We start from the raw sequence: 26,062 nt of genomic DNA, 5'->3' as shown, positions 1-26,062 counted from the left end.
GTCACTTCCTTAACGTGGCGTTCAACCTTTGTTCGAGCGAGGTGAGGATATTTTGCGTCGTCGAATTCACCTCATCGTCATTAAGAGTGCGCGATGGATGCTGCCAGGTCAAGCCGACTGCAAGGCTTTTTCTATCAGGATCAATACCTTTACCCTGATATACGTCAAACAGCCTGAGCTCTGTGAGCCATTCGCCTGCATTTTCACGGATTACGTCCAGCACAGCCGAGGCCGCGACGTCTTTATGTGCGATCAGTGCAAGGTCACGACGCACCTCAGGAAAGCGCGACAACTCGTGGAATTTCGGCATTTTACCGAGCGCCACTTCCGCCAGCACCAGCTCGAAGACGAACACCGGACGATCCAGACCCAGCGTTTTCGAGAGCTCAGGGTGAATGGCACCGATGAAGCCCACTTCACGACCCTCACGCTCTATCCGCGCGGTCTGACCTGGATGCAGCGCCGGGTGTTTACCCGGAGCAAAGGTGAACGAATCCAGGGCGCCAGCGAAACCCAGTACTGCTTCCACGTCAGCCTTGACGTCGAAGAAGTCGACGGTATCGCGACCCTGCGCCCAGCCTTCCGGCAAGCGGCTGCCGCAGACAACCCCGGACAGCATTGGCTCTTGCTTCAAGCCGTCAAGCTGACCCACGAAACGCAGTCCGCTCTCGAACAGACGCACGCGATCCTGCTGACGGTTGAGGTTGTGCTGCAGCGCTTTGACCAGACCCGGCCACAGCGACGAACGCATGGCCGCCATGTCGTTGGAGATCGGATTGGCCAGCAACAGCGGCTCGACGCCCGGACTGAACAGTTCGAACTGACGAGGATCGATGAAGCTGTAAGTGATCGCTTCCTGATAACCACGAGCAACCAGCAGACGACGCAGCTCAGGCAGATCACTACGCGCTTCGGCTTTGGCTTGTGGCGCCAGACGCGCTTGCGGGTAGCGAACCGGCAGACGGTTGTAACCGTAAAGACGAGCCAGCTCTTCGATCAGGTCGACTTCCAGACTGATATCGAAGCGGTGGCTTGGCACTTCAACGCGCCACTGCCCTTCCCCTTCAGCGGTAATGTTCAGGCCCAGGGCGCTGAGCAGACGCTCGACCTGTGCCGAATCCATTTCCATGCCGAGCATCTGAGTGATGCGCTGGCCACGCAGGGTGATCGGCGCAATCGACGGCAGATGTTGCTCGCTGACGGTTTCGATAACCGGACCAGCTTCGCCACCAGTGATTTCCAGCAGCAGGCCCGTGGCGCGCTCCATGGCTTCACGGGCCAGCTGCCAGTCAACGCCACGCTCGTAGCGATGCGAAGCGTCGGTGTGCAAGCCGTAAGAACGCGCCTTACCGGCAACAGCGATCTGATCGAAGAACGCAGATTCAAGGAACACATCGCGCGTGGTCGCGGAAACGCCGCTGTGCTCGCCACCCATGACGCCGGCGATCGCCAGTGCACGAGTGTGGTCGGCGATGACCAGCGTATCGCTACGCAGGCTGACTTCCTGACCATCGAGCAGAACCAGCTTCTCGCCCTCTTCAGCCATCCGCACACGAATGCCGCCATTGATTTCGGCAAGATCGAAAGCGTGCAGCGGCTGACCCAGCTCGAGCATCACGTAGTTGGTGATGTCGACCGCAGCGTCGATGCTGCGCACGTCGGCGCGGCGCAGACGTTCAACCATCCACAGCGGCGTAGGCTTGGACAGGTCGACGTTACGGATGACCCGGCCCAGATAACGTGGGCAGGCTGCGGGCGCCAGCACCTCGACCGAACGCACTTCGTCGTGTACCGCTGCAACCGCAGCCACTACAGGGCGAGTCACCGGCACGGCGTACAGGGCACCGACTTCCCGGGCCAGACCGGCCAGGGACAGGCAGTCGCCACGGTTCGGGGTCAGGTCAACCTCGATGCTGGCGTCTTCCAGATCCAGATACACGCGGAAATCTTCGCCCACCGGCGCATCGGCCGGCAGCTCCATCAGACCGTCGTTGCCTTCACCGACTTGCAACTCGGCTTGCGAGCACAGCATGCCGTTCGACTCGACGCCGCGCAGCTTGGCCTTCTTGATCTTGAAGTCGCCCGGCAGTTCCGCGCCGATCATGGCGAACGGAATCTTCAGGCCCGGGCGCACGTTTGGCGCTCCGCACACGACCTGGAAAGTTTCCGTACCATTGCTGACCTGGCACACGCGCAATTTGTCGGCGTCCGGATGCTGCTCGGTGCTCAGCACCTCACCCACCACCACACCACTGAATACACCGGCGGCCGGCGTAACGCTATCGACCTCAAGACCGGCCATCGACAGACGAGCAACCAGCTCATCGCGATCTACCTGCGGGCTAACCCAGCCGCGCAGCCATTGTTCACTGAATTTCATCCTGCTCTCCTAAGAATTCGTTACGACTAGCGAAATTGCGCAAGGAACCGCAAGTCGTTGTCGAAGAACAGACGCAAGTCGTTCACGCCGTAACGGAGCATGGCCAGACGCTCGACGCCCATGCCGAAGGCAAAGCCTGAGAACTCCTCCGGGTCGATGCCGGACATGCGCAGCACGTTCGGGTGAACCATGCCGCAGCCCATCACTTCCAGCCAGCCAGTCTGCTTGCAGACACGGCAGCCTTTGCCGCTACACATCACGCATTCCATATCGACTTCGGCGGATGGCTCGGTGAACGGGAAGTACGAAGGACGGAAACGCACGGCCAGTTCTTTTTCGAAGAACACCCGCAGGAATTCTTCGATGGTGCCTTTGAGATCGGCAAAATTGATATCGCGATCGACCAGCAGGCCTTCGACCTGGTGGAACATCGGCGAGTGGGTGATATCGGAGTCGCTGCGATACACGCGGCCTGGGCAGACGATGCGGATCGGCGGCTGCTTCGATTCCATGGTGCGGACCTGTACCGGCGAGGTATGGGTGCGCAGCAACATGTTGGCATTGAAATAGAAGGTGTCATGCATCGACCGGGCGGGGTGATGGCCTGGGATGTTGAGCGCTTCAAAGTTGTGATAGTCGTCCTCGACCTCAGGGCCTTCGGCGATGCCGTAGCCAATGCGGGTGAAGAACTGCTCGACGCGCTCCAGAGTCCGGGTGACCGGATGCAGGCCGCCAGAGGTCTGACCACGGCCCGGCAATGTCACGTCGATGGATTCGGCAGACAGTTTGGCAGCCAGTTCGGCTTCTTCAAACAATGCCATGCGCGCATTGAGAACGCCTGTAACACGCTCCTTGGCAACGTTGATCAGCGCGCCGACTTGCGGACGCTCTTCTGCCGGCAGATTCCCCAGGGTCTTCATCACCTGAGTCAATTCACCCTTCTTGCCAAGGTATTGAACCCGGATTTGCTCCAGGGCATTGATATCTTCAGCGCTTTGCACAGCCTCTAGTGCTTGAGAGACCAGCGCATCCAGGTTTTCCATGTACAGACTCCAGATACAAAATAGGGGAAGAGCTTGAAGGCTCTTCCCCTATTTATGACGTTTAACACCTGGCCCCACAGAGGTGAGGCCGGGTGACTGTCGGGGGTACTTAAGCCAAGGTGGCTTTAGCTTTCTCGACAATCGCAGCAAACGCCGCTTTTTCGTTCACTGCCAGATCAGCCAGAACCTTGCGGTCGATCTCGATGGACGCTTTTTTCAGGCCAGCGATGAAACGGCTGTAGGACAGACCGTTAACACGAGCACCAGCGTTGATACGAGCGATCCACAGAGCGCGGAACTGACGTTTTTTCTGACGACGGTCACGGTAGGCGTATTGGCCTGCCTTGATTACCGCTTGCTTGGCAACACGGAATACGCGGGAGCGTGCGCCGTAGTAGCCTTTAGCAAGTTTCAGAATTTTTTTGTGACGCTTACGGGCAATGACGCCACGCTTTACACGAGCCATGAGTTACTTCCTCTATTCTTGACTAAATTAACGAAGGCGCAGCATGCGCTCGACTTTTGCCACGTCAGACGGATGCAGCAAGCTGCTACCGCGCAGTTGACGCTTACGCTTGGTCGACATTTTAGTCAGGATGTGGCTCTTGAAAGCGTGCTTGTGCTTGATGCCGTTAGCAGTTTTCAGAAACCGCTTGGCAGCACCACTTTTGGTTTTCATTTTTGGCATGTTCGGATACTCCGCATTCAGTTGATAAACATAATCAGAAGGCCTGCCGTGCCCTGTTGATTACTTCTTCTTTTTCGGGGCGATGACCATGATCAGCTGGCGTCCTTCCATCTTAGGATGCTGTTCGACCGAACCGTACTCGAGCAGGTCTTGTTCAACCCGCTTGAGGAGTTCCATCCCCAGCTCCTGGTGGGCCATCTCACGGCCGCGGAATCGCAAGGATACCTTGGCCCTGTCCCCGTCACTCAGGAAACGTACCAGGTTGCGCAGTTTTACCTGGTAATCCCCTTCCTCCGTCCCTGGACGAAACTTGATTTCTTTAACCTGAATCTGCTTCTGGTTTTTCTTCGCCGCGGCAATCTGCTTCTTCTTTTCGAAGATCGACTTACCGTAGTCCATCACCCGGCAAACAGGTGGGACTGCATCTGCGGAAATTTCCACCAGATCAAGCTTTGCTTCTTCAGCGATACGAAGCGCTTCATCAATCGAGACGATGCCAATCTGCTCGCCATCAGCGCCAATTAACCGAACCTCGCGTGCCGAGATATTCTCGTTGATCGGGGCTTTCGGTGCAGCTCGTTTATCTTGTCTCATTTCACGCTTAATAATAATTACTCCGAATCTGGGCGACCACGCCGGGAAACCGCTTGCGCGAGAAACTCAGCGAACTGGGCGACGGGCATCGAGCCCAGGTCAGCACCTTCACGAGTACGCACAGCGACAGTCTGCATCTCGACTTCCTTATCTCCGATAACCAAAAGATAGGGAACCTTGAGCAAAGTATGCTCGCGGATTTTAAAGCCGATCTTTTCATTTCTCAAGTCGGACTTGGCACGAAATCCGCTTTCGTTGAGAGTTTTTTCAACCTCTGCAACAAAATCTGCCTGTTTATCAGTGATATTCATGATCACCGCCTGGGTCGGCGCTAGCCACGCAGGGAACGCACCTTCGTAGTGCTCGATCAGAATCCCGACGAAACGCTCGAACGAACCGAGGATCGCACGGTGCAACATCACAGGGTGTTTGCGGCTGTTGTCTTCAGAGACGTATTCAGCGCCCAAACGGACAGGCAGGTTAAAATCGAGCTGCAAGGTACCACACTGCCAGACGCGACCGAGACAATCTTTCAGCGAGAACTCGATCTTCGGCCCGTAGAAGGCACCCTCGCCCGGCTGCAGATCGTACGGCAGGCCAGCAGAATCAAGGGCTGCAGCCAATGCTGCTTCAGCGCGATCCCAGAGTTCATCGGAGCCGACGCGTTTTTCCGGACGAGTGGACAGTTTCATCTCGACTTCGGTAAAGCCGAAATCGCGATAGACATCCATGGTCAGCTTGATGAACGCAGCGGACTCGGCCTGCATCTGCTCTTCGGTGCAGAAGATGTGCGCGTCGTCCTGAGTGAACGCTCGCACGCGCATGATGCCGTGCAGCGCACCCGACGGCTCGTTACGGTGGCACGCACCGAACTCGGCCAGACGCATCGGCAGCTCGCGGTAGCTCTTCAGGCCCTGATTGAACACCTGCACGTGACACGGGCAGTTCATCGGCTTGATGGCGTAGTCGCGGTTTTCCGATTGAGTGGTGAACATGTTGTCGGCGTAGTTGGCCCAGTGCCCGGACTTTTCCCACAGGCTGCGGTCGACAACTTGAGGAGTCTTGATCTCAAGATAGCCGTTGTCGCGCTGGATCTTGCGCATGTACTGCTCGAGCACCTGGTAAAGCGTCCAGCCGTTCGGGTGCCAGAACACCATACCCGGGGATTCCTCCTGGGTGTGGAACAGGCCCAGGCGCTTGCCGATCTTGCGGTGATCGCGCTTCTCGGCCTCTTCGATGCGCTGGATGTACGCCGCCAGCTGCTTCTTGTCAGCCCAGGCGGTGCCGTAAACGCGCTGCAATTGCTCGTTCTTGGCGTCGCCGCGCCAGTAGGCGCCCGACAGCTTGGTCAGCTTGAAGGATTTCAGAAAGCGTGTGTTCGGCACGTGCGGGCCGCGGCACATGTCGACATATTCTTCGTGATAGTACAGACCCATGGTCTGCTCGTTCGGCATGTCTTCGACAAGGCGAAGCTTGTAGTCTTCACCGCGAGCCTTGAACACTTCGATCACTTCAGCGCGCGGAGTGACTTTCTTGATGACATCGTAATCTTTCTCGATCAGCTGCTGCATGCGCTGTTCGATGGCCGCCATGTCTTCCGGCGTGAAAGGACGCTCGTAGGCGATGTCGTAATAGAAGCCTTCGTCGATGACCGGGCCAATGACCATCTTCGCGGTCGGGTACAGCTGTTTGACCGCGTGGCCAACCAGGTGCGCGCAAGAGTGGCGAATGATCTCCAGCCCCTCTTCATCCTTTGGCGTAATGATTTGAAGGGTCGCGTCGCTGCTGATGATGTCGCTGGCGTCGACCAGTTGGCCATTGACCTTGCCGGCGAGTGTGGCCTTGGCCAGACCTGCACCAATGGATGCGGCGACCTCGGCTACGGAAACCGGGTGATCGAATGAACGTTGACTGCCGTCGGGAAGAGTAATAGTTGGCATGGCGCCTCCTCTCCTAGTGGTGACCCCTACCAAAGGTCACGTGGGTTGGGATGAGCCAGTACAAGATCCGATCCAGGCCATTCAATGACGAACGCCTGCCTTACAGCGGCAGGAGCCTTGCGGCCAACCGGAAAACCGGACCAGAGTGACTGGGATTCAAATCGAAAAATTCGCACGCCGACCGCTTCGGGACTGAAGGTCATCCGAAGCCTGAGAACGCTTGAGCCCGGCATGCTAGCACAGATGAGCGGTCGCCCACGCCTTGATTTGGCAGAAGGCGAAATGTCCGTTTTTATGCCAGAGTGCTGAACTTGATCGGCCCTCGCGCCCTCAGATAACAAGACATTGACCCACAAGGAGCATCCTCGCATGCGTCTGAAAAGCTTATTCGCCCTCGTCGCCCCCGTCGTTCTGCTGTTGCCACTGAGCGCCCATGCCGACTGGCCAAAAGGCGAGCGCGAGAAGTACATGGCCCAGTGCACTCAGGCTGCGACCCAGCAAATCGGTGCTGCCGCGGCGAAATCCCACTGTGCTTGCGGTGCCGACGCCATCAAGTCCTATCCGGCCAGCGATATTCAGGCACTGATGGACAACAAGGCGACTCCTGAACTGCAACAGAAAGCCCTCGGCCAGATCGCCAAATGCAAGGCAAATCCTCCGGCGAAAAAATAATAAAACCGCGCATTCTGGTCGGCTGAAAGGCGGAAAAAAGTGCTGGAAATGAAGCTTTTCAGACGATTTATGCAGGTTTTACAGGTTTTTTTATCGTCTTTACGTTTCGCTGCAAGCCTTTCAAACCGGGGCTTTCAGCAGAAACAGGCGGTAAAGAAAACACGACTGATTGGCAAACAGCACGTCCGGGGGCTCCCAAAGCGAACATTTCGACTATGATACCCGGGTGTGCCCAGTTGGCCTGAGCAGCACAGTACTACTGAAAATATATGTTTCTTGGAGATACACCATGTCTAATCGCCAAACCGGCACCGTTAAATGGTTCAACGATGAAAAAGGCTTCGGCTTCATCACTCCTCAAGGTGGCGGTGACGACCTGTTCGTACACTTCAAAGCTATCGAAAGCGACGGTTTCAAAAGCCTGAAAGAAGGCCAGACTGTTTCCTTCGTGGCTGAGAAAGGCCAAAAGGGTATGCAAGCTGCACAAGTTCGCCCAGAGTAATTTCTCGGCGCATTAAAAAAACCCCGTCCTGGTGACGGGGTTTTTTATGCCTGAAAAAAAGACTTAGCCGCAGTTGACGCGGGTGACCACCAGGTTGTTGTCGGTGTTCAGGTTCAGGCGGTCGGAGCGGTATTCCAGGGTGATCATGTCGTTCGGCTTGAGGAAGCGCGCATTTTGCGCCCCAGCCTTGGCACGTGCCTGATCCAGCAATTCAGGGGATGCCTTCTTGCCGATGGCGAATTGCGCTGCCGATGCTTCGCAGCGGCTGTTTCCCGATTCAGCAGCCACGGGTTCCTTTGCCGACTCGCTGGAGGTTGTGCTGCAACCAGCCAACAGCGTAGCGGCCATCAGTGCACCCAGTGTCGCGAACTTCAAAGGCATGAAGCCTCCTTGTTTTCAAATGTTTAAGCAGAGATCGTGCGACCGCCAATGCGGCGTTTGGTTTCAAGGCGCAAGCCATGCCCTGCCCCACGAGCGGAAAAATGCCGAGTTTGCCTGAGCTGCGCGCGGCGACTCAGCAAACAATCGTGACTGAATATTAACGACGCTCAATAAACGTCGATGTAGTCATACGGCGGATTCGGCCAGTTGTCCCTGAGGGCGTTGAAAATCTGCGTCACCCAGACTTCATCGCTGGCTGCGACGTTACCTACATAGCCCGAGCCCTTTGCCCAGGTTTCCAGGCGAAACCGCAGACCGTCAATATCCTGCCCGCCGGTCACGGTGGACAGATAGGCGATGCCATCTTTGCTCACGCGCAACTGGTTGTGTACGTCGTCACCGGCCGAGGCGAGCAATTGGCGCACTGCTTCGAGCGTGAGGCCGTCAGGGCTATTCAGATCGATTTGCACAACAAGGTCCTTGGAAGCCGGAAAAGACCAAGTGTCGCATAGCGCCCCGCTCATGCCTAAGTCGCAGTGCCAAACACCGCGCAAAATGGTTAACTCGAAAAACCGACATCCTGACCTTTCGAGCCTTCTCATGACCAGCCTCAGCATCGACGCCGACATCAAAGCCAAATGGGCGGACGGCCACAGCTCTTACAGCCCCGGCACGACGGAGGAGCTGGCGCTGATCGGCATTGATCTATTGGTCAAGGAGCTGGGAATCGAGGCGGCGCAGCAATTCATCAACCAGGTATTCGAACGCTACCGCATCGTAGCGGCCGAACACACGCAGTGAAAACCCGCAGGCAGTGACCTGCGGATCAGAGGGCTTATTTAAGGCGTTTCAGGCGCTCGGTCAGCAAATCGAAGAAACCCTGCGCGTCGCCATTTTCAACCCAGAATGCATTTTTCGGCGCTTTCAAACCGTCGTACCAGTCAACGATGGTCTGACCAAATGTCGGCCCTTCCCGGCTGTCCACCACGACGTTGACTGCCCGACCGGTGAACAGCTCAGGCTTGAGCAGATACGCCACAACAGTCGCGTCATGCACCGGGCCACCGGGAATGCCGTAATGCTCCATATCGCCCTTGATGTATTCGTTGAGAATGTCGCCGACGATCTTGCTGGCATTGTTGTTCAGCGCGGCAATCTGCTTCAGGCGCGCGTCACTGGTCAAAATCTTGTGGGTCACATCGAGCGGCAGATAGGTGAGTTTCACCCCGCTCTTGAGCACCACCTCGGCAGCCTGCGGATCAGCGAACAGGTTGAATTCAGCCACAGGGGTGATGTTGCCACCGTTGAAATGCGCCCCGCCCATGATCACCACTTCCTTGATGCCCTGAACGATCTCCGGCTCTTGGATCAACGCCAGCGCCAGGTTGGTCTGCGGGCCGAGCATGGCGATGGTGACGCTGTGCGGTTTGGCCGATTTAAGCGTGTCGATCAGATAATTGACCGCATTTCCTTTCGCCAGGCCTTTCTTCGCCTCGTGGACCGTCACGCCCGACAAGCCTTCCTTGCCATGAATATTCTCGGCGTAGATCGGCGTACGCATCAGCGGTTTCGGCGCACCGGCGTAAACCGGTACATCTTCGCGCCCTGCCCATTCGCGAGCCAGCCGTGCGTTACGCGAAGTCTTGTCCAGGCGCACGTTGCCGGCAACGGTGGTCAGGGCACGGATGTTCAATTCATCCGGCGACGCCAGAGCGAAGAGCAAGGCGACCACGTCGTCAGCGCCGGGATCGGTATCGATGATCAAGTCGATCTTTTCCGCCGCCTGGGCGCCGGTCGCAGTTATCACGGACAAAAGCAGCAGGCTCCGGATCAGTTGGTGAATTTTCTCAGCATAGCGTTGCATGGCGCATTCCTTGTGCAGGTGAAATCGGAAATCAGAATGTAACCCCGGCGACCAGAACGATGTTGCAGTACGGCTGACATTCTCCTGTACGAATGATCGCCCTGGCCTGTCGGCTAAGCACCTTGAACTGCTCGTGGGTGAGCAGATCCCTACGGCCCAGCGCGCCCTCTTCGTTCATCGCGTCCAGATCGGCCAGCGCGGAGGGCCGCTTATCGAAGATCTCTCTGGCCAGCACATGGCTTTCTACCTGCATTTCGCTGAGCACGACTTTCAGGGTGCTGACGAAGTCAGGGATACCATGGGTCAGCGCCAGATCGATCAACTCGACGCCCGGCGGCACCGGCAAACCGGCGTCGCCAATCACCACCATGTCACCGTGGCCAAGAGACGCGATCAGTCGCGACAGCGCGACGTTAAGCAAAGGAGTCTTTTTCATGCGGGTCTGAACGCCTGTACTTCGGACATGGTTGGAATCGACGGTTGCGCACCGGCGCGGGTAACCGACAGTGCAGCGGCGACCTGACCGTAGCGAATCGCCTCGGCCTCGGACTTGCCGCTGGCCAGGGCTGCGGCGAAACCACCAACAAACGTGTCGCCTGCCGCCGTGGTATCGACCGCCTTCACGGTCGGCGCGGGGAAATGTTCGAAGCCTTTGCCATCGGCGAACAACGAGCCCTGCGCGCCCAAGGTGACGATGACTTTGCTGGCGCCCATGGCAATCAATTGGTTGGCAGCCGTTTCTGCCGACTGCAGCGAGTCGACCGCGATCCCGCTCAATGCGGCCGCTTCGCTCTCGTTGGGAATCAGATAATCGATCGCCGCGAACCAGTCTGCCGGCAAAGGACGGCTGGCCGGGGCCGGGTTGAGGATGACGGTTTTACCCAGTTCACGCGCACGCTTGAGCGCATGACCGACTGTCGCATCGGGAATCTCGAGCTGACAGATCACCACATCGGCGGCTTGCAAAACCGCATCAAAACGGTCAATAACTGCTTCCGTCATTGCGCCGTTGGCACCGGCGACAATGACGATGGCGTTCTGGCTGTGGTCATCCACCACAATCAGCGCCACGCCACTGGAATCCTCGACGACACTGACAGCCTGGCAGTCGATGTGCTCGGCGAGCAAGGCATCGCGCAATCGCACACCGTAGTCGTCATTTCCGACGCAACCGAGCATCGCCACCTGCGCGCCCAGACGAGCAGCGGCAACCGCCTGATTGGCGCCCTTGCCTCCCGACACGGTGGCAAAGGAATGTCCGATCAGCGTTTCACCGCCGCGCGGCAGCCTTGGCGCCCGGGTGACCAGGTCCATGTTCAGACTGCCTATTACCACTACATTTGCTGGCATACATCACTACTCATCAATTCGGTTTCAGCGATATTCGGTGAACACGCCGGACAGCGGCGCGGTCGATTCGCGCAGGACAATGCTCGGGGTCACGATGCGTTGATCGGTGCCGGAATCCGGCACAGCAATCCTGCGCAACAGCACCTCGGCGGCCATCTCGCCCAATTGCAGGATCGACTGGCCGACCGTGGTCAGCGCCGGATAGACATAACGGCTCATCTGAATGTCATCGAAGCCGATCACCGACAATTCGGCCGGCACTCGCACGTTACGTTCGGCCGCCGCACGCAGCACACCGATACCAATCATGTCGTTGCCAGCAAAAATCGCACTCGGCGGATTGCTTTCAAGCAAGCGGGCAGCGGCGTTGTAACCTCCGGTGCTGGTGAAGTCGCTTTCCAGCATGCGCTCTTCGCGCACTTCTATTCCTGCCTCTTGCAGCGCTCGGCAATAACCGGCCTGACGCATTTGCGCCACGCTAGTACTGGCCGGGCCTCCAATCGTGGCGATGTCGCGATGACCCAACTCGAGCAGGTGACGGGTTGCCAGATAAGCGCCGTACTCGTGGTCAATGCGCACCAGATCGGCATTCACACCCTCCAGGCCGCGGTCGACAATGACCATCGGCGTTTTCACACCCGCCAGCCCTTCGGCCAGACCACTGTCACCGCCGGCGGAGGCGACGATCAAACCGTCGATGCGCTTTTCCAGCAACACACGCAAATAACTGCGCTGCTTGTCCGGGTTGTCGTCGGAGTTGCAGAGGATCACGCAGTAGCCGTTACGCTCGCAGTAATCCTCGATTCCCCGCGCCAGTTCGGCGAAGTACGGGTTGAGACTGTTCGGTACCAGCAAACCGATGGTCGCGGTGGTCTTGGCTTTCAGCGAGCGCGCCACGGCACTGGGCACGTAGTCGAGACTTTTGATAGCCGCCTCGACTTTGCGCCGCACTTCCTGACTGACCGGACGGGTATTGTTCACCACGTGCGACACAGTCGTGTAGGAAATGCCCGCGAGCGCCGCTACATCCTTGATCGTTGCCATGGTTCAGCCCCGGCGACTGGCGCGTTGACTGCGATAGGTGTCGAGCACCACAGCGATAACGATTACCGCACCGGTGATGATCCGCTTGGTCGGCTCCGTCGCACCAATCTGCGCGAGTCCGGCCGCGAGCACGGAAATGATCAACACGCCGAAGAACGTACTGATCACCGAACCGCGCCCGCCCATCAGGCTGGTGCCGCCGATAACCACCGCTGCGATCACTTGCAGTTCCAGGCCAGAGCCTGCGTTCGGGTCAGCCGCTTCCAGACGCGAAATCTGAAACAGCGCAGCGATACCCGCCAGCAAACCCATCAGGCTGAACACCAGAACCTTGTAGGGTTTGGGATTGATCCCGGCCAGACGCACCGCCTCTTCGTTGGTACCGATGCCGATCAGGTAGCGGCCGAAAACAGTGCGGGTCAAAACTGCCTGCGCGATAAAGATCACCAGCAAAGCAATGATGAACGACGGGGAAATGCCGAACGCGATCGGATTCGACAGCCAGGCAAACGCATCGCCAATGTAAGCAGTGCGCGACCCGGTCATCTGATAGGCCAAGCCACGGGCCATTTCCAGCACGCCGAGGGAGACGATGAACGATGGAATCCGCCAGGCCACGGTGATCGAGCCGGTAATAGTGCCGGCCAGAGCCGCCACCGCCATGCCGAGCAACGCCGCTGGCAAAACGCTCCAGCCCCAGCCGAGAATCGCAACGCTGACTGTTGACGCGGCCAGGGCCAGCACCGAGCCGACCGAAAGGTCGATGCCGCCGATGATCAACACAAAGGTCATGCCCACCGCCAGCACCATCAGGTCGGGAATCTGGTTGGCCAGGGTGCTGAAAGTGTTGTACGAGAGGAAGTGGCTGCTCAGAACCGAGAACAGCGCAATCATCGCCAGCAAGGCACCGGCCAGACCGAGATAAGTACCCAGGCCGAAGAAATTGCCACTACGTTTACTGGCAGGAGATGCAGTTTTCATGGGAGATCCCTAGGCGCCGCTTCATTGAGCAACGCATCACGTTTTTGGTAGCCGGCGAATGCGGCGGCAAGCAAATCATCCTGGGTCCAGCTGTCGCGCTCGAAAGTGTCGATCAGGCGCCCTGCCGAAAGCACGCCGATCCGGTCACAGATCAGCATCAACTCGCGCAAGTCACTGGACACCACCACCAACGCCTTGCCCTGCCGGGTCAATTCGCCGAGCAGACCATAGATGTCGAACTTGGCGCCGACATCGATTCCGCGAGTAGGCTCGTCGAACAGCAGTACCGAACAGTCGCGCTCCAGCCAGCGGCCGATCACGACCTTCTGCTGATTGCCGCCGGACAGTTCCGAGACCAATTGCGTCGGGCTCGAACTGCGGATGCGCATGGCCTCGATCTGACGCTGCGCCAGGGAAATTTCGTCGCCGTTGTTGACGAAGCCGCCACTGGAGATTTCCGGCATGTTGCCCAAGGCGATATTGGCGCTGATCGACTGACTGAGCAGCAGCCCTTCGCCCTTGCGATCCTCGGTGATCAACGCGATGCCATTGCGTACGGCATCGACAGGCGAGCGAACACTCACGACTTTGGCCGGCGAGCCAAGCGCGATGGTGCCGCTGTCGGCGGCATCGGCACCGAAGATCAGCCGCAGCAACTCTGTGCGCCCTGCCCCGATCAATCCGGAAATGCCGAAAATCTCCCCGGCACGCACTTCGAAGGAGACGTCGCGGACTTTGTCCGAACGCGTCAGGCCTTTGACCGTCAACGCCGGAGCGCCGATCTTGCGCGGCCCCATATCGATGTGTTCGCCCAATTCGCGACCGACCATCAAGGTGACCAGTTGCTCGCTGTTGTAGTTGGCCATCGGCTCGACGCAGACCAGATTGCCGTCACGCAGCACAGCAATACGCTGGGCCACCCGCGCCAGTTCTTCGAGGCGATGGGAAATATAAATGATGGAAACACCACGGGCCTGCAATCGGGTGATCTGCTCGAAGAGCATTTCGACTTCGCGCGCCGTGAGCATCGCGGTCGGCTCATCAAGGATCAGCACGTGGCAATCGCCAATCAGGTTGCGCGCGATTTCGACCATCTGTTGATGACCGATACCCAACTCGCCAACCAGTGTGTCCGGGTCGATCGCATCGAGGCCGACCTGCGCCATGGCTTCGATCGCCGCCTTGCGCAACTGCTTGCGACTGATCCAGCCAGCGCTGCTCGGCAGATTATCCAGAAACAGGTTTTCCGCCACCGACAGCGTCGGCAACAGATTGAGTTCTTGCATGACCATGCGCACGCCAAGCTCTTCAGCCTGGGTACGGCTGCCCGGACGATAGTCCTTGCCGTGGAATTGCATCTGGCCGGTGGTCGGCGTGACCAGACCACCAATGATCTTTGACAGGGTACTTTTGCCGGCACCATTTTCGCCGGTCAGCGCCAGTACTTCACCGCGCATCAGCGTCAGATCGATGCCAGTGAGCACCGGTTGCGCATAGGTCTTGCCGATACCGCTGACCGAGAGGACAGCGTTCGGGGCGGAAACTGACATAGAAATCTCCATGCGCTCGCCCGGACGGACGAGCGCCGTTGTGTCGCCAGATGACTTACTGGGTGACCAGCTCGACCGGTGTTTCGATTACGCCGTTGGCACCGCTGTCGACTTTCTCGCCCTTGATGATCTTCAATGCGGTTTCGATGCCGAACACTGCTTGTTTCGCAGCAAACTGGTCAGCTGTCGCCAGCACGCGGCCGTCCTTGAGCATCGGCTTGATCGCATTGATGTTGTCGTAACCGACGACTTTTACCTGCCCTGCCTTGGCGGCAGCACGGACTGCGGAAACGGCGCCGACCGCCATGCTGTCGTTACCGGCCAGCAGCGCTTTGACGTCCGGGTATTCACTGAGGATCGAAGCGGCAACCTTGTTGCCCTTGTCGATTTCCCAGTCACCGGATTGCAGCGAGACTACTTTGATCTGTGCAGCGTCCATCGCGTCCTTGAAACCGGCCGTGCGTGCCTGCGCGTTGGTGGTGGTGGACACGCCTTCGATGATGCCGACCTGGTCGCCCGCCTTGAGTTGCTTGGCCAGGTATTCGCCGACCAGACGAGCACCCTTGCGGTTGTCCGGACCTACGAACGGGACGTTGATGTTTTTGCTTTTGACCACGGCAGGATCGAGCTGGTTATCAATGTTGATCACCGTGATACCGGCGTCTACGGCCTTCTTGATCACTGGCACCATGGCTTTGGAGTCTGAAGGTGCGATCACGAGCGCGTTCACCTTGGCCAGGATCATTTGTTCGACGATGCGGGTCTGCCCGGCGGTGTCGGTTTCGTCTTTGATACCGTTGGAAATCAGATCGAAATCGGCGGAGTGTTCTTTCTGGTAGGCCTTGGCGCCGTCTTCCATGGTCAGGAAGAATTCGTTGGCCAAAGATTTCATGACCAGCGCGACTTTGGGTTTTTCTGCGGATTCGGCGAACGCCGAGGAGACGGGTAGTGCGGCGGCTGTGGCAGCCAGCATAGCGACAGCAAGAAGACGTGCGGCGAAGGGCAGCTTCATGGGTTCACTCCGATCTTATGATTATTGTGAGCAACGTTTGCGCTGACGTAAGCTACGTCACAGCTCCGGGAGAAAATGCCCTTCCAAGCCGCGCAAACGTTTGCGTAGACCGAACTATGAGAATCCCGCCGACATTTGTCAACAATCACAAATCGTCATCTGTTGTAGGGCGAATCGCTGACTCGCCCAATCGACAGATCAAGCAGTGGTGTTGACCAGCCCACCACTGGCGCCCTTGGACATTTCCTTGACCAGCGCGCCCGCGACTTCGGTCATTGCCGCGCTGGTCTGCGCGATCTGTCCCTGGATGGACATGATCGCCTGGGACTTGGCTTCTGGAGTTGGATAGCTCGCAGCCTGCGCTGCTGCCAATTGCTGTTGCTGTTCCTGAAGCTGCTTCTGCAACTCCTGCATACGCTTGAGCAATGTCTTGACGGTGATGCTCTGATTGCCGCCGCTCTCGGCCTTGCTGTCTTCCTGCACAGGCCCGCCGCCGGTCCTGACCTGATTTGTTTCGGTTTTCTCAGTACCCAGCGCCTGCGCCGATGCCTCATTGGTCGCATCGTTCAGGGTGTTGATTGTCGCTGCAGTTTTACCGCCGATGGTGACTGCAGCGGGATTGGCAAAACCGACCGTCAGTGACATGTGAACTCCTAAGATTTGGTTTCCTTGAGGACGCATCGGCCCGGGCGCGCATTTCTTTAGCGGGTATTTGCTATTCAGCAGGCGTTTAGCGGTTGCCCATCGGTGAGCCGAACACGAATCCGTCCGTTGTTCGGGATACCGGATGGAACGGTCTGCAAGAATGTTCTGACTCCAGACAAATGTTGATTTAAATCATCGAGTTAAACATTTTCCGCAGGCACATTACGCATGGTATGAATCCTGCTCCCTTCGTTGCACCTCAAGCATTCAGATCGGCTTGGGGCGCATCTAGATGAACCTGCATCAGCACCGTCTACGACTAGAGAGAAAAATAATGAAATCTGCTTTCAATACCTTGGTTCCGGGCGCATTGGCCCTCCTCCTGCTCCTGCCCACCGCCCTTCAGGCAAAAGAAGTCGAAACCCAGACCAAACTGGCCAACGTCGTTGTACTGGCAACGGGCGGCACCATCGCCGGCGCCGGGGCAAGTGCTGCCAACAGTGCCACCTATCAAGCGGCCAAGGTCGGCATCGAACAACTGATCGCCGGCATTCCCGAGCTGAGCAAACTGGCCAACGTGCGTGGCGAGCAAGTCATGCAGATCGCTTCGGAAAGCATCACTAATGACAACCTGCTGCAATTGGGTCGTCGAGTTTCCGAGCTGGCAGACAGCAAGGACGTCGATGGTATCGTCATTACCCACGGTACAGACACACTGGAAGAAACCGCGTACTTCCTGAACCTGGTTGAAAAGACCGACAAGCCAATCATCGTCGTCGGCTCGATGCGTCCGGGCACTGCCATGTCGGCAGACGGCATGCTTAATCTGTACAACGCCGTCGCCGTGGCGAGCAGCAAAGAAGCGCACGGCAAAGGCGTGCTGGTGACCATGAACGACGAGATCCAGTCCGGTCGCGACGTCAGCAAAATGATCAACATCAAGACCGAAGCGTTCAAAAGCGCCTGGGGTCCGCTGGGCATGGTCGTCGAAGGCAAATCCTACTGGTTCCGCCTGCCGGCCAAGCGTCACACCATGGATTCGGAATTCGACATCAAGAACATCAAGAGTCTGCCTGATGTAGAAATCGCCTACTCCTACGGCAACGTCAGCGATACCGCCTACAAGGCGTTGGCGCAATCCGGTGCCAAGGCGATCATCCACGCCGGCACTGGCAACGGCTCGGTGTCTTCGCGTGTGGTCCCGTCCCTGCAAGCCCTGCGCAAGGATGGCGTGCAGATCATTCGTTCGTCCCACGTCAACGCCGGCGGCTTTGTCCTGCGTAACGCCGAACAGCCTGACGATAAATACGACTGGGTTGTCGCTCACGACCTGAACCCGCAAAAAGCCCGCATCCTGGCGATGGTCGCGTTGACCAAGACCAACGACAGCAAAGAACTGCAGCGGATGTTCTGGGAATACTGATTGACCTTCGCCTGATCAGTTCTCGATCGGGCATTGCGCACCACCTGTCAGCTTGGCAGGTGGTGCCCCGCTGACACCCTTCAAGCATTTTTCCCACAAAAAAACTCGTCGAGTTCTACACCGAAATCGGAAACACGCTGTCAGAGGATTTTCTTGAATTTTAAGCAGTTGCGAAATCGCTTACAGTTAAATACTGTATGCACGTACAGCTTAATAAGGATAACCTCGTGGCCACCTCTCCTGCTGCTCCTGACGCTTACGAACGCATGGGTATGCGCGTTCAGAAAATCATCAATTCCCCCACCGCACAAAAAGCCAAAGCCGCACTGATTTTCCGTTTGCCGGATGAGCCAATGGACGACTGGGAGCGCTTGCTCGAGGAAATCGACGAGAACGACAACGTTACCCTCGCTTATCGCGATGACGGTGGCGTGCAGATTTTTTGGGTTGTGCCGAAGGAAGATTGATTCAATGAGTGTCCGCTGTGTTGCTTTGCTGTTGTTGTTTTTCGCCATGGGCGCCCAGGCTGGCGCCCCACGAACCTTTTCGGAAGCCAAGAAAGCCGCGTGGAAACTTTACGCACCGCAGTCCACCGAGTTTTATTGCGGCTGCAAGTACACCGGTAACAAGGTCGATCTGAAGGCTTGCGGTTATGTGCCGCGCAAGAACGCCAAACGCGCATCGAGAATCGAATGGGAGCACATCGTGCCGGCCTGGCAGATCGGTCACCAGCGACAGTGCTGGCAACAAGGCGGACGCAAGAATTGCACCCGCTACGATCCGGTGTATCAAAAGGCCGAAGCTGATTTGCACAACCTGGTGCCGAGCATTGGCGAGGTCAACGGTGACCGCAGCAACTTCAGCTACGGCTGGTTGCCGGTACAATCGGGCCAGTACGGTTCCTGCCTGACGCAGGTCGATTTCAAAGCGAAGAAAGTCATGCCCCGCCCTTCGATTCGCGGCATGATCGCCCGCACGTATTTTTATATGAGCAAACAATACGGACTGCGCCTATCGAAGCAGGATCGGCAGTTGTACGAGGCGTGGGACAAGACCTATCCGGTGCAGGACTGGGAGCGTCAGCGTAATCAAAGCGTGGCGTGCGTGATGGGACGAGGCAATGAGTTTGTCGGCTCGGTAAATCTGAAAGCCTGCGGTTGATTGCAGCACAAATAGAAAGGCCTCGAGCGCTATGCTCGAGGCCTTTTTCATGTCCGGCGTTCAACCTGCGTTGAAGGCGCTTCGTTTATGGCGTAAGCGGATGCTCAATCACCACTGACTCAATGTTCTGTTTCTTGGCTTTTACCAACGCCGCATCGACCTGCACCTTCCGCGCTTCGGCGTCAGCCTGAGAATTGAACGGACCGATCAGAATTCGTGTTTTACCACTGCCGTCCTTGACGACCGTCGGAACGAAAGCGTGCTCGATCAACCAGCCGCTCAGGTCACTGACTGCCTGAGGCGTTTCGCCACGCACTTCCAGATCCCACTGTGGCGCAGCGGCCGCCGGCGTTGCCGCGACCTTCGTCTCAGGCTTCGGCGCATCTACATTCTTGCCCTCACCGCAGCCTGCCAATGCCAGTGCCGCTACCAGCCAAACCAATTTGCGCACAACGCTTTCCTCGGAATTCGTAAAGCGGCGATCTTATCATTCATAAATACTTCGCGAGCCCCGCAAAATGGGCGCAAAACAACGAGAATGATGATTGCAGCCTCTGTATAGTTACGCCCTGGGAATTAATGCCGCATCTGCGCGTCAGAAAGAGGCACCCAAACCGTGAGACTTCGCACTAATCTATAGATACCACCGACCTCTGCACTGTCTGAATCAGGTGCCCTACAAAGCAATCAAGGAGAAGACCATGCTGATACTCACCCGCAAAGTCGGTGAAAGCATAAACATTGGTGATGACATCACGATCACCATCCTCGGAGTCAGCGGCCAACAGGTTCGCATCGGCATCAACGCTCCGAAAAACGTGGCAGTGCATCGTGAAGAAATTTACCAACGCATCCAGGCCGGCCTGACCGCTCCGGACAAGCCGCAAACCCCCTGAGCCACACCGCCTCACGTAGCCAGTCGTTTTGCCGTCGCGCAAGACTGGCTAAAGATTCACGCGCCGTTTAGCCATCCGCATTTCACCCCGCTGGGCACGGCGCCTGAAGCATGCTGACTCCCTTCACTTGCCCCTCCCTCCTTTCTTGCGCCGATATTACCTTTCACTCCTGGAGCTGGCTGTCGGACGTTTCCGATAGAGCGCGGAGAATTCCGCCTTCTAAGCGAATATCACGCCACGCGCCATGCCTGTCGCCGCGACCATTATCATGATCAGCAGCAGCGCTTCAACATGACTGATTCGCGCGTACAATTTCGCACGTCCGCTATCAAGCGCTACCCCGCGCGATGATGCGATGCGCCATTTGATCAGTGTGATCATGGGCGCAAGCTCTATCAGCAGGATCAGCACAAACAACGTCATCTTCAGATGAAACAGCGGCTGATGCAGGTAATAGTCAGAGCCTTTCTCGTAACCACCGAACGCACGCATCGCTCCGGTGATAAGCAGCGTCAAGGCTGAAAGCCCCCACAAGTTATCCGCGAGCAGAACGCGCTTGACCTCTCCCGTGCCCGCCGAGAGCTGGCTGAGCGCTGTGCCGCGCCTCAGCACCGCCCAGAAAGCCAAGGCAAACGCGAATAGATGAACAGCCGCAAGGATCCACTGGCTCAGCATCGAAGTGCCCCCTTATAAAGAGATGAAAATCAGCTGACAGTAGTAGACGAAATAACGGCGCTTCGCGCGCGGGTGAAGGGGAACCGATGCCAAACGCCAAATCGCAGGCAAAAAAATCCCAAGCAGCTGATGGAAGCTTGGGATTTAAAAATGCATAAACCGTGGTGGTGAACGCGGGACGAATGTTACTTAAATTCCCAACTTGCAACAAGGCTTTTTCGATAACTGGTTGGAGATTAAACTCTGTAACTCTTTGGATATCCGGATATTTTTTATGAACGAGGGCTAAAAAGCGCACCAAAAAAGCGCTTTGTATCGCTCCCTCTCAGTGCGCGGAAAAAAACAAAGCCCAGCGCAAGGCTGGGCTTGGATACCGGCAGCGAACTACTTTCGATAGAAGCGGCGGAAAACCGTTTTGCCGCTGTAGAGTCGCTTGCAAAGCTTTCGTGAGGCAAGCCCGGCTGCCAGGAATATCGCCCCAAATACGAACCACAGCACTGCCGAGTTCGTGGTGATGAAGGTATGAACCAACTTGGCCCCCCACCATCCAGCAACAACGCAAATGATCAGAAAGAAGATTGCGACGCCTTGTGGTGTGCCATAGCTCACCTCGGCTTGGCAACCCCGGCAGACTTGCGCCCCCCATGGCACCTCATTCAGGCAGTGAGGGCAAATAACAGTGTGATTGTTAGTCACTGATTCATTCCTTTGACAGGTTTCAGAAAACACAGCAGTTTATAAGGTTGTTGACCTTGTGGCGTCAGAAGCCAAAGCGCCGCATCATCAAGCTTCCAGCTTCGGCCAATTGAACTTGTAGTTGAGTGGTGGAAGCTCGAAATGCTCCGCCAGGTAAAGCGCCAGCATCTGTCCTTCTTTAGCGTAAGCCGTCGCCTTGTCCGGCGTTGGATACCAGCTCACCCACAACGACTCCAAAGGGAAAACCTGCTCGAAGGATGCGTAATTGAATCGCCATCCCGCCATATGACCAGCAGCGCCCGGATTTTTCGCGCACCGCACGAATGCGGCCAAACGGCGGCGTAAATTTTCGGATTCGCCAATGGTCAAAATGCCATGCTCGTCCGCACCGATTGCGCGCTGAATCTCCCTGTCTGCGCAAATGATGTACGCACCCGGTCCCGGCGGAGCGCTTGCATAGTGTTCGGTCAGCTTGAGCCACTCAGGCTCCCAGCCTCGCCAGTGTTCAACTTTCATCTTGCCTCCATAAATGAGGCGCAATGATATCACCGATAGACGTGATACCGACTTTGCTTCTAACTGCAGCCCAAAGTGACACAGGGACAGGACGACAGGGCGACAGGGCGACAGGACGAGCGACTGCGTTGAAGCAGGCGCCCAACTGGCTTTCTGAAATGGGTTTTGCAAAAGTTTTGCAAATCGCAGACAACAAAAAAGGGCCCACCTTTCGGTGAGCCCTTCCAGACCGCCCAGCAGAGCGGATTTTGTTTGGTAGGCGCGATTGGACTCGAACCAACGACCCCCACCATGTCAAGGTGGTGCTCTAACCAACTGAGCTACGTGCCTGCTGTGAGGCGGCATTCTACGGAATTCCGGAGGGGTGTCAACACCTTTTTTCACCTAACCCTATGAATATGCAAAATATTTAATTTCGCCTCAGCGACGAAGATTTTCCGGTGGCTGGCGGAGGTTTTTCAACTCGGGTAGGATCGACGCACTCGTAAAATATATTAAACAGAGGCGGCAGGATGGCGAACACCCAATACCCAGAGTCTTATTACGCTGCGTCGGCCAATGCCGTACCGCCCCGTCCCGTGCTGCAGGATGATGTGGAGACGGACGTCTGTGTGATCGGCGCCGGGTATACCGGGCTTTCCTCTGCCTTGTTCCTGCTGGAAAACGGCTTTCGCGTGACGGTGCTGGAAGCGGCCAAAGTCGGTTTCGGCGCGTCGGGGCGGAACGGTGGACAGATCGTCAACAGTTATAGCCGCGACATTGATGTCATCGAACGCACCGTGGGCCCCAAGCAGGCGCAACTGCTCGGTGAAATGGCCTTTGAAGGTGGCCGGATCATTCGCGAGCGCGTGGCCAGATACAACATCCAGTGCGACCTGAAAGACGGCGGTGTATTCGCCGCCCTCTCCGCCAAACAGATGGGGCATCTGGAATCGCAAAAGCGCCTTTGGGAGCGCTTCGGCCACACCCAACTTGAACTGATGGATCAACGCCGCATCCGTGAAGTGGTGGGTTGCGATCAATACGTCGGTGGCATGCTCGATATGAGCGGCGGACACATCCATCCGCTGAACCTGGCGCTCGGCGAAGCGGCGGCAGTCGAATCTCTCGGCGGCACTATCTATGAGCAATCACCTGCCGTGCGCATCGAGCGCGGTGCCAATCCGGTTGTGCATACACCGCAGGGCAAGGTCAGGGCCAGGTTCATCATCGTCGCCGGCAACGCCTACCTCGGTAATCTGGTGCCGGAACTGGCGGCCAAATCAATGCCGTGCGGCACTCAAGTGATCACTACCGAGCCGCTGGGCGATGAGCTGGCGAAGGCGCTATTGCCGCAGGATTACTGCGTGGAGGACTGCAACTATCTCCTCGACTACTACCGCCTCACCGCCGACAAGCGCTTGATCTTCGGCGGCGGCGTGGTTTATGGCGCTCGCGATCCGGCGAACATCGAAGCGATCATCCGCCCGAAGATGCTCAAGGCGTTCCCTCAACTCAAGGACGTGAAGATCGACTACGCCTGGACCGGCAACTTCCTGCTGACCCTGTCGCGCTTGCCGCAGGTCGGGCGCCTGGGCGACAACATCTATTACTCGCAGGGCTGCAGCGGTCACGGCGTCACCTACACGCACCTGGCGGGCAAGGTCCTCGCCGAAGCGTTGCGCGGTCAGGCCGAGCGCTTCGATGCCTTTGCCGACCTGCCGCACTATCCCTTCCCCGGCGGGCAATTGCTGCGCACACCGTTTGCCGCGCTGGGCGCCTGGTATTACGGACTGCGCGATAAATTCGGGATGTAAAAAGGGCCGCAAATCGCGGCCCTCTTCATTTCTGCATAAAGCTCAGAGCTGATCCCGGGCGATCCCGCTACGAATCCGCAGGATATCCGCCAGTACAGCCAGCGCAATTTCCGCCGGCGTCTTGCTGCCAAGGTTAAGACCGATCGGCGCATGAATTCGCGCCAGCTCCGCCTCGACCAGACCGCCAATGCGGCGCAAGCGCTCGAAGCGCTTTTGCGACGTCTGCTGCGATCCCATCACACCTATGTAAAACGCCTCGGTGCGCACCGCTTCCATCATCGCCAGATCGTCGATACGCGGATCGTGGGTCAGCGCCACCACTGCTGTGTCGCGATGGCAGCCACCGTCGGCAATGAACACCGAAGGCAACTGCCGACGGATTTCCACGCCATTGAGCACCACACCTTCAAGCACTTCATCGCGCGGATCGCAGAGAATCACTTCAAAGCCAAGCCCCACCGCGAACTCGGCACAGGCCTGCGCCACACTGGAGTAGCCAGCGAGCAACAAGCGCTGCGCCGCGCCGATACGGATGCGCACCCGATCGATCTCACGCTCGATCCGCGCGCCCTGCTCGCGATCAGCGAACAGAGCGCGCGCACCGCTGGCCAGATCGACTTCGCGAAGCAGACGACGCTGCCCCAGCAGCGCCGACTCCAGTTCACGCAGATGCGCCTGCACCGCGCAGTCGGCGTCAAGTTTCTCCACCAACACATCGAGAATGCCGCCACAAGGCAGGCTGACCCGCGAACGCGGATCATCGCCTTCGCCATAACGCACGACGCTGACCGCTTCGAGAAACGCACCTTCGGCGACGCGCTGAAGAAAATCCTCCTCGACGCAACCGCCGGACAGCGAGCCGATCCACTGCCCGCCTTCATTCACCGCGAGCAGCGAACCCGGCGCGCGCGGTGCCGAGCCGTAGGTGGCCAGCACGGTGCTCAGCCAGATGCGCTGCCCGGCCACCGACCATTCCAGCGCCCGACGCACCACTTGCAGATCGAGATGCTGCATATCAGTGGGCCTTGTGCTCGACGCTCGGCGCGTCGGCTTGCAGCTTCTGCACTTCGCTTACCGCCAGTTCAGCGCTCTGCCCGCCCCAACCCTGACGCAGGTAGTTGAGCAGATCGGTCAATTGCTCAGGACTGAGCTTTTCAGCAAAACCCGGCATCGGCTGCATGTGCTCGAACCCGGAGAACTTCTGCTCACCGATACCGTCCTCGATCACTCGCAACAGATTGCGCGGATCTTCCAGACGCAACGTGGTGTTGCCGCGCATGGCCACGGCGATGTGCGGCTTGCCTTCACCGCCAGCCGCGTGGCAACCGGCACAGACGTTCAGGTATTCCTGACGGCCGCGCTGTGCACTTGGGCTGAGCTTGTCCAGCGGCACCTCGACGAGTTCTTTGGCCGGCGCCGGTTGCTCGCCGAGAAGGAATGTCGCCATTGCTGCCAGATCAGCATTGCTCAGACCTTGAGTGCTGTTGTGAAACACCGGGAACATCTCGTTGAACATCGTCCCTTGCGCGCTCATGCCGTGCTTGAGAAACGTGCTCAGATCCTGCTGATTCCAGCCGCGCGCGGCCAGGTCGGTCGCCAGCAGGCTCGGCGCCAGATAACCATTGAGGATGCCGCCGGTCATGCGCTTGTCCATTTGCATCGCGCCGGGCAGGCCGCGTGGCGTATGGCATTCGCCGCAATGACCAAGGACGTCGACCATATACTGGCCGCGCTTCCACGTCTCACTCTTGCCTTCCGCCGGTTCCAGCTTGACGTCTTTGCCATAGATCATGTTCCAGCCGGTCAGGCCCAGACGCACATTGAACGGAAAGCTCAGGCTGGTCACCGGTGCGGCGCGTTCGATCGGCTCGATGGTTTTCAGATACGCGTGAATCGCATCGGAATCGGCGCGCGGCATCAGGTGATACGAGGTGTACGGCATCGCTGGATACAGATTCGCACCGTCGCGACGCTTGCCTTCGGTCAGCGCAGCGAAGAACTCGTCATCGCTGTACAGACCGATGCCGTGCTCTTTGCTCGGGGTGATGTTGGTGCCGTAGATCGTGCCGAATGGCGAGACGATCGGCAGGCCGCCGGCATATGGCGCGCCACCCGGTGCGGTGTGGCAAGCCATGCAGTCGGCGGCGCGAGCGAGGTATTCGCCGCGCTTGATCTGATCGTCGGCGTGGGCCGCCAAAAGCGGCACAGCCAGTCCGACCGCGAAAGTCAGGCGGGTCAGTAAACGCTTCATGC

Annotated in this window: 29 protein-coding genes and 1 tRNA gene; 8 read left to right on the top strand and 22 right to left on the bottom strand. The window is 57.8% G+C overall.

Annotated elements, in window-relative coordinates:
* Position 1: 1 nt before the first annotated feature.
* The 6 genes from pheT to thrS all read right to left on the bottom strand — a co-directional run bounded on the left by pheT (position 2) and on the right by thrS (position 6,645).
* Complete coding sequence (pheT, locus tag ACZZZ4_RS18510; protein ID WP_463548392.1) at positions 2–2,380, bottom strand: phenylalanine--tRNA ligase subunit beta; 2,379 nt, start codon at positions 2,378–2,380, stop codon at positions 2–4.
* Positions 2,381–2,406: 26 nt separating this feature from the next.
* Positions 2,407–3,423 (bottom strand): phenylalanine--tRNA ligase subunit alpha, encoded by a 1,017-nt coding sequence (gene pheS / locus ACZZZ4_RS18505; RefSeq protein ID WP_003226365.1) that lies wholly within the window; start codon positions 3,421–3,423, stop codon positions 2,407–2,409.
* Positions 3,424–3,532: 109 nt separating this feature from the next.
* Positions 3,533–3,889 carry a 50S ribosomal protein L20 gene (rplT, locus tag ACZZZ4_RS18500; RefSeq protein ID WP_002553161.1) on the bottom strand — a complete coding sequence of 119 codons (357 nt, stop codon included), beginning with the start codon at positions 3,887–3,889 and terminating at the stop codon, positions 3,533–3,535.
* A gap of 27 nt (positions 3,890–3,916) precedes the next feature.
* On the bottom strand, positions 3,917–4,111 hold the full coding sequence (rpmI, locus tag ACZZZ4_RS18495) for a 50S ribosomal protein L35 (RefSeq protein ID WP_002553160.1): 195 nt from the start codon (positions 4,109–4,111) through the stop codon (positions 3,917–3,919).
* A 60-nt stretch (positions 4,112–4,171) separates the two neighbouring features.
* Positions 4,172–4,723, bottom strand: coding sequence for a translation initiation factor IF-3 (gene infC, locus ACZZZ4_RS18490; protein WP_169432615.1), 552 nt, complete (start codon positions 4,721–4,723; stop codon positions 4,172–4,174).
* Positions 4,723–6,645: a threonine--tRNA ligase gene (gene thrS, locus ACZZZ4_RS18485; RefSeq protein ID WP_039762094.1), complete on the bottom strand. Its 1,923-nt coding sequence runs from the start codon at positions 6,643–6,645 to the stop codon at positions 4,723–4,725. Before thrS ends, infC begins: the two co-directional genes overlap by 1 nt.
* Positions 6,646–7,014: 369 nt before the next feature.
* On the opposite strand from thrS, the gene ACZZZ4_RS18480 reads away from it, so the two are divergent.
* Entirely contained in the window at positions 7,015–7,317 is a 303-nt protein-coding gene (locus ACZZZ4_RS18480) for a hypothetical protein (RefSeq protein ID WP_039762092.1), read from the top strand.
* Between the two features lie 289 nt (positions 7,318–7,606).
* On the top strand, positions 7,607–7,819 hold the full coding sequence (locus tag ACZZZ4_RS18475; protein WP_003179963.1) for a cold-shock protein: 213 nt from the start codon (positions 7,607–7,609) through the stop codon (positions 7,817–7,819).
* A 63-nt stretch (positions 7,820–7,882) separates the two neighbouring features.
* Here ACZZZ4_RS18475 and ACZZZ4_RS18470 read toward each other — a convergent pair whose 3' ends face one another.
* Both ACZZZ4_RS18470 and ACZZZ4_RS18465 read right to left on the bottom strand, forming a co-directional pair.
* The gene (locus ACZZZ4_RS18470; protein WP_039762089.1) at positions 7,883–8,200 is read right to left on the bottom strand and encodes an I78 family peptidase inhibitor; all 318 of its coding nucleotides are present in this window, start codon (positions 8,198–8,200) and stop codon (positions 7,883–7,885) included.
* A 167-nt stretch (positions 8,201–8,367) separates the two neighbouring features.
* Positions 8,368–8,670, bottom strand: coding sequence for a hypothetical protein (locus ACZZZ4_RS18465; protein ID WP_463548391.1), 303 nt, complete (start codon positions 8,668–8,670; stop codon positions 8,368–8,370).
* A gap of 130 nt (positions 8,671–8,800) precedes the next feature.
* Here ACZZZ4_RS18465 and ACZZZ4_RS18460 point away from each other — a divergent pair, with 130 nt between their 5' ends.
* Entirely contained in the window at positions 8,801–9,001 is a 201-nt protein-coding gene (locus ACZZZ4_RS18460; RefSeq protein WP_039762086.1) for a hypothetical protein, read from the top strand.
* A 34-nt stretch (positions 9,002–9,035) separates the two neighbouring features.
* Here ACZZZ4_RS18460 and ACZZZ4_RS18455 read toward each other — a convergent pair whose 3' ends face one another.
* From ACZZZ4_RS18455 to ACZZZ4_RS18420, 8 genes are all read right to left on the bottom strand, one after another.
* The gene (locus tag ACZZZ4_RS18455; RefSeq protein WP_463548390.1) at positions 9,036–10,064 is read right to left on the bottom strand and encodes a nucleoside hydrolase; all 1,029 of its coding nucleotides are present in this window, start codon (positions 10,062–10,064) and stop codon (positions 9,036–9,038) included.
* Positions 10,065–10,095: 31 nt separating this feature from the next.
* Positions 10,096–10,500, bottom strand: coding sequence for a D-ribose pyranase (gene rbsD, locus ACZZZ4_RS18450; RefSeq protein ID WP_039762084.1), 405 nt, complete (start codon positions 10,498–10,500; stop codon positions 10,096–10,098).
* A complete protein-coding gene (rbsK, locus tag ACZZZ4_RS18445) occupies positions 10,497–11,414 on the bottom strand; it encodes a ribokinase (RefSeq protein WP_415763106.1) in 918 nt (305 codons plus the stop codon). The genes rbsD and rbsK overlap by 4 nt, the downstream gene beginning before the upstream one ends.
* A 24-nt stretch (positions 11,415–11,438) precedes the next feature.
* The gene (locus ACZZZ4_RS18440) at positions 11,439–12,458 is read right to left on the bottom strand and encodes a LacI family DNA-binding transcriptional regulator (protein WP_039762082.1); all 1,020 of its coding nucleotides are present in this window, start codon (positions 12,456–12,458) and stop codon (positions 11,439–11,441) included.
* A gap of 3 nt (positions 12,459–12,461) precedes the next feature.
* Positions 12,462–13,439: an ABC transporter permease gene (locus ACZZZ4_RS18435; protein WP_129999117.1), complete on the bottom strand. Its 978-nt coding sequence runs from the start codon at positions 13,437–13,439 to the stop codon at positions 12,462–12,464.
* Positions 13,436–14,989 (bottom strand): sugar ABC transporter ATP-binding protein, encoded by a 1,554-nt coding sequence (locus ACZZZ4_RS18430; RefSeq protein WP_039762077.1) that lies wholly within the window; start codon positions 14,987–14,989, stop codon positions 13,436–13,438. The genes ACZZZ4_RS18435 and ACZZZ4_RS18430 overlap by 4 nt, the downstream gene beginning before the upstream one ends.
* 55 nt (positions 14,990–15,044) lie before the next feature.
* Positions 15,045–16,001 (bottom strand): substrate-binding domain-containing protein, encoded by a 957-nt coding sequence (locus tag ACZZZ4_RS18425; protein WP_463548389.1) that lies wholly within the window; start codon positions 15,999–16,001, stop codon positions 15,045–15,047.
* 198 nt (positions 16,002–16,199) lie between these two features.
* The gene (locus tag ACZZZ4_RS18420; protein ID WP_434768381.1) at positions 16,200–16,646 is read right to left on the bottom strand and encodes a hypothetical protein; all 447 of its coding nucleotides are present in this window, start codon (positions 16,644–16,646) and stop codon (positions 16,200–16,202) included.
* Between the two features lie 334 nt (positions 16,647–16,980).
* Here ACZZZ4_RS18420 and ACZZZ4_RS18415 point away from each other — a divergent pair, with 334 nt between their 5' ends.
* The 3 genes from ACZZZ4_RS18415 to ACZZZ4_RS18405 all read left to right on the top strand — a co-directional run bounded on the left by ACZZZ4_RS18415 (position 16,981) and on the right by ACZZZ4_RS18405 (position 19,230).
* Positions 16,981–18,069, top strand: a complete 1,089-nt coding sequence (locus ACZZZ4_RS18415; RefSeq protein WP_039762072.1) for an asparaginase — start codon at positions 16,981–16,983, stop codon at positions 18,067–18,069.
* Positions 18,070–18,266: 197 nt separating this feature from the next.
* On the top strand, positions 18,267–18,536 hold the full coding sequence (locus ACZZZ4_RS18410) for a DUF1654 domain-containing protein (protein ID WP_016774035.1): 270 nt from the start codon (positions 18,267–18,269) through the stop codon (positions 18,534–18,536).
* 4 nt (positions 18,537–18,540) lie between these two features.
* Positions 18,541–19,230 (top strand): endonuclease, encoded by a 690-nt coding sequence (locus tag ACZZZ4_RS18405; RefSeq protein ID WP_024012402.1) that lies wholly within the window; start codon positions 18,541–18,543, stop codon positions 19,228–19,230.
* Positions 19,231–19,315: 85 nt separating this feature from the next.
* Here the strand turns inward: ACZZZ4_RS18405 and ACZZZ4_RS18400 are convergent, their stop codons facing one another.
* Positions 19,316–19,681, bottom strand: coding sequence for an SPOR domain-containing protein (locus ACZZZ4_RS18400; RefSeq protein WP_039762070.1), 366 nt, complete (start codon positions 19,679–19,681; stop codon positions 19,316–19,318).
* Positions 19,682–19,931: 250 nt separating this feature from the next.
* Between ACZZZ4_RS18400 and csrA the strand changes: the two genes are divergently transcribed.
* Positions 19,932–20,126 carry a carbon storage regulator CsrA gene (csrA, locus tag ACZZZ4_RS18395; protein WP_003179932.1) on the top strand — a complete coding sequence of 65 codons (195 nt, stop codon included), beginning with the start codon at positions 19,932–19,934 and terminating at the stop codon, positions 20,124–20,126.
* A 219-nt stretch (positions 20,127–20,345) separates the two neighbouring features.
* Here the strand turns inward: csrA and ACZZZ4_RS18390 are convergent, their stop codons facing one another.
* From ACZZZ4_RS18390 to ACZZZ4_RS18380, 3 genes are all read right to left on the bottom strand, one after another.
* A complete protein-coding gene (locus tag ACZZZ4_RS18390; protein ID WP_463548388.1) occupies positions 20,346–20,801 on the bottom strand; it encodes a DUF2214 family protein in 456 nt (151 codons plus the stop codon).
* Between the two features lie 783 nt (positions 20,802–21,584).
* Positions 21,585–22,013 carry a hypothetical protein gene (locus ACZZZ4_RS18385; RefSeq protein WP_039762066.1) on the bottom strand — a complete coding sequence of 143 codons (429 nt, stop codon included), beginning with the start codon at positions 22,011–22,013 and terminating at the stop codon, positions 21,585–21,587.
* 253 nt (positions 22,014–22,266) lie between these two features.
* Positions 22,267–22,343: transfer RNA gene (locus tag ACZZZ4_RS18380), tRNA-Val, on the bottom strand.
* 182 nt (positions 22,344–22,525) lie between these two features.
* Between ACZZZ4_RS18380 and ACZZZ4_RS18375 the strand changes: the two genes are divergently transcribed.
* Positions 22,526–23,809: an NAD(P)/FAD-dependent oxidoreductase gene (locus tag ACZZZ4_RS18375; RefSeq protein ID WP_039762065.1), complete on the top strand. Its 1,284-nt coding sequence runs from the start codon at positions 22,526–22,528 to the stop codon at positions 23,807–23,809.
* Positions 23,810–23,851: 42 nt separating this feature from the next.
* Here ACZZZ4_RS18375 and ACZZZ4_RS18370 read toward each other — a convergent pair whose 3' ends face one another.
* Both ACZZZ4_RS18370 and ACZZZ4_RS18365 read right to left on the bottom strand, forming a co-directional pair.
* Positions 23,852–24,823: an XdhC family protein gene (locus ACZZZ4_RS18370; RefSeq protein ID WP_463548387.1), complete on the bottom strand. Its 972-nt coding sequence runs from the start codon at positions 24,821–24,823 to the stop codon at positions 23,852–23,854.
* A gap of 1 nt (position 24,824) precedes the next feature.
* Positions 24,825–26,060, bottom strand: a complete 1,236-nt coding sequence (locus tag ACZZZ4_RS18365) for a c-type cytochrome (protein WP_463548386.1) — start codon at positions 26,058–26,060, stop codon at positions 24,825–24,827.
* Positions 26,061–26,062 lie beyond the last annotated feature (2 nt).

Source organism: Pseudomonas sp. AC252, assembly GCF_979258105.1.
This window is presented reverse-complemented; position numbering and strand designations above follow the sequence as displayed.

What these genes read in the sequence shown, in the direction of transcription:
- pheT (WP_463548392.1), bottom strand. Translation starts at nt 2,380, where the DNA reads ATGAAATTCAGTGAACAATGGCTGCGCGGCTGGGTTAGCCCGCAGGTA.
- pheS (WP_003226365.1), bottom strand. Translation starts at nt 3,423, where the DNA reads ATGGAAAACCTGGATGCGCTGGTCTCTCAAGCACTAGAGGCTGTGCAA.
- rplT (WP_002553161.1), bottom strand. Translation starts at nt 3,889, where the DNA reads ATGGCTCGTGTAAAGCGTGGCGTCATTGCCCGTAAGCGTCACAAAAAA.
- rpmI (WP_002553160.1), bottom strand. Translation starts at nt 4,111, where the DNA reads ATGCCAAAAATGAAAACCAAAAGTGGTGCTGCCAAGCGGTTTCTGAAA.
- thrS (WP_039762094.1), bottom strand. Translation starts at nt 6,645, where the DNA reads ATGCCAACTATTACTCTTCCCGACGGCAGTCAACGTTCATTCGATCAC.
- ACZZZ4_RS18480 (WP_039762092.1), top strand. Translation starts at nt 7,015, where the DNA reads ATGCGTCTGAAAAGCTTATTCGCCCTCGTCGCCCCCGTCGTTCTGCTG.
- ACZZZ4_RS18475 (WP_003179963.1), top strand. Translation starts at nt 7,607, where the DNA reads ATGTCTAATCGCCAAACCGGCACCGTTAAATGGTTCAACGATGAAAAA.
- ACZZZ4_RS18470 (WP_039762089.1), bottom strand. Translation starts at nt 8,200, where the DNA reads ATGCCTTTGAAGTTCGCGACACTGGGTGCACTGATGGCCGCTACGCTG.
- ACZZZ4_RS18460 (WP_039762086.1), top strand. Translation starts at nt 8,801, where the DNA reads ATGACCAGCCTCAGCATCGACGCCGACATCAAAGCCAAATGGGCGGAC.
- ACZZZ4_RS18455 (WP_463548390.1), bottom strand. Translation starts at nt 10,064, where the DNA reads ATGCAACGCTATGCTGAGAAAATTCACCAACTGATCCGGAGCCTGCTG.
- rbsD (WP_039762084.1), bottom strand. Translation starts at nt 10,500, where the DNA reads ATGAAAAAGACTCCTTTGCTTAACGTCGCGCTGTCGCGACTGATCGCG.
- rbsK (WP_415763106.1), bottom strand. Translation starts at nt 11,414, where the DNA reads ATGCCAGCAAATGTAGTGGTAATAGGCAGTCTGAACATGGACCTGGTC.
- ACZZZ4_RS18440 (WP_039762082.1), bottom strand. Translation starts at nt 12,458, where the DNA reads ATGGCAACGATCAAGGATGTAGCGGCGCTCGCGGGCATTTCCTACACG.
- ACZZZ4_RS18435 (WP_129999117.1), bottom strand. Translation starts at nt 13,439, where the DNA reads ATGAAAACTGCATCTCCTGCCAGTAAACGTAGTGGCAATTTCTTCGGC.
- ACZZZ4_RS18430 (WP_039762077.1), bottom strand. Translation starts at nt 14,989, where the DNA reads ATGTCAGTTTCCGCCCCGAACGCTGTCCTCTCGGTCAGCGGTATCGGC.
- ACZZZ4_RS18425 (WP_463548389.1), bottom strand. Translation starts at nt 16,001, where the DNA reads ATGAAGCTGCCCTTCGCCGCACGTCTTCTTGCTGTCGCTATGCTGGCT.
- ACZZZ4_RS18420 (WP_434768381.1), bottom strand. Translation starts at nt 16,646, where the DNA reads ATGTCACTGACGGTCGGTTTTGCCAATCCCGCTGCAGTCACCATCGGC.
- ACZZZ4_RS18415 (WP_039762072.1), top strand. Translation starts at nt 16,981, where the DNA reads ATGAAATCTGCTTTCAATACCTTGGTTCCGGGCGCATTGGCCCTCCTC.
- ACZZZ4_RS18410 (WP_016774035.1), top strand. Translation starts at nt 18,267, where the DNA reads ATGCACGTACAGCTTAATAAGGATAACCTCGTGGCCACCTCTCCTGCT.
- ACZZZ4_RS18405 (WP_024012402.1), top strand. Translation starts at nt 18,541, where the DNA reads ATGAGTGTCCGCTGTGTTGCTTTGCTGTTGTTGTTTTTCGCCATGGGC.
- csrA (WP_003179932.1), top strand. Translation starts at nt 19,932, where the DNA reads ATGCTGATACTCACCCGCAAAGTCGGTGAAAGCATAAACATTGGTGAT.
- ACZZZ4_RS18390 (WP_463548388.1), bottom strand. Translation starts at nt 20,801, where the DNA reads ATGCTGAGCCAGTGGATCCTTGCGGCTGTTCATCTATTCGCGTTTGCC.
- ACZZZ4_RS18385 (WP_039762066.1), bottom strand. Translation starts at nt 22,013, where the DNA reads ATGAAAGTTGAACACTGGCGAGGCTGGGAGCCTGAGTGGCTCAAGCTG.
- ACZZZ4_RS18375 (WP_039762065.1), top strand. Translation starts at nt 22,526, where the DNA reads ATGGCGAACACCCAATACCCAGAGTCTTATTACGCTGCGTCGGCCAAT.
- ACZZZ4_RS18370 (WP_463548387.1), bottom strand. Translation starts at nt 24,823, where the DNA reads ATGCAGCATCTCGATCTGCAAGTGGTGCGTCGGGCGCTGGAATGGTCG.
- ACZZZ4_RS18365 (WP_463548386.1), bottom strand. Translation starts at nt 26,060, where the DNA reads ATGAAGCGTTTACTGACCCGCCTGACTTTCGCGGTCGGACTGGCTGTG.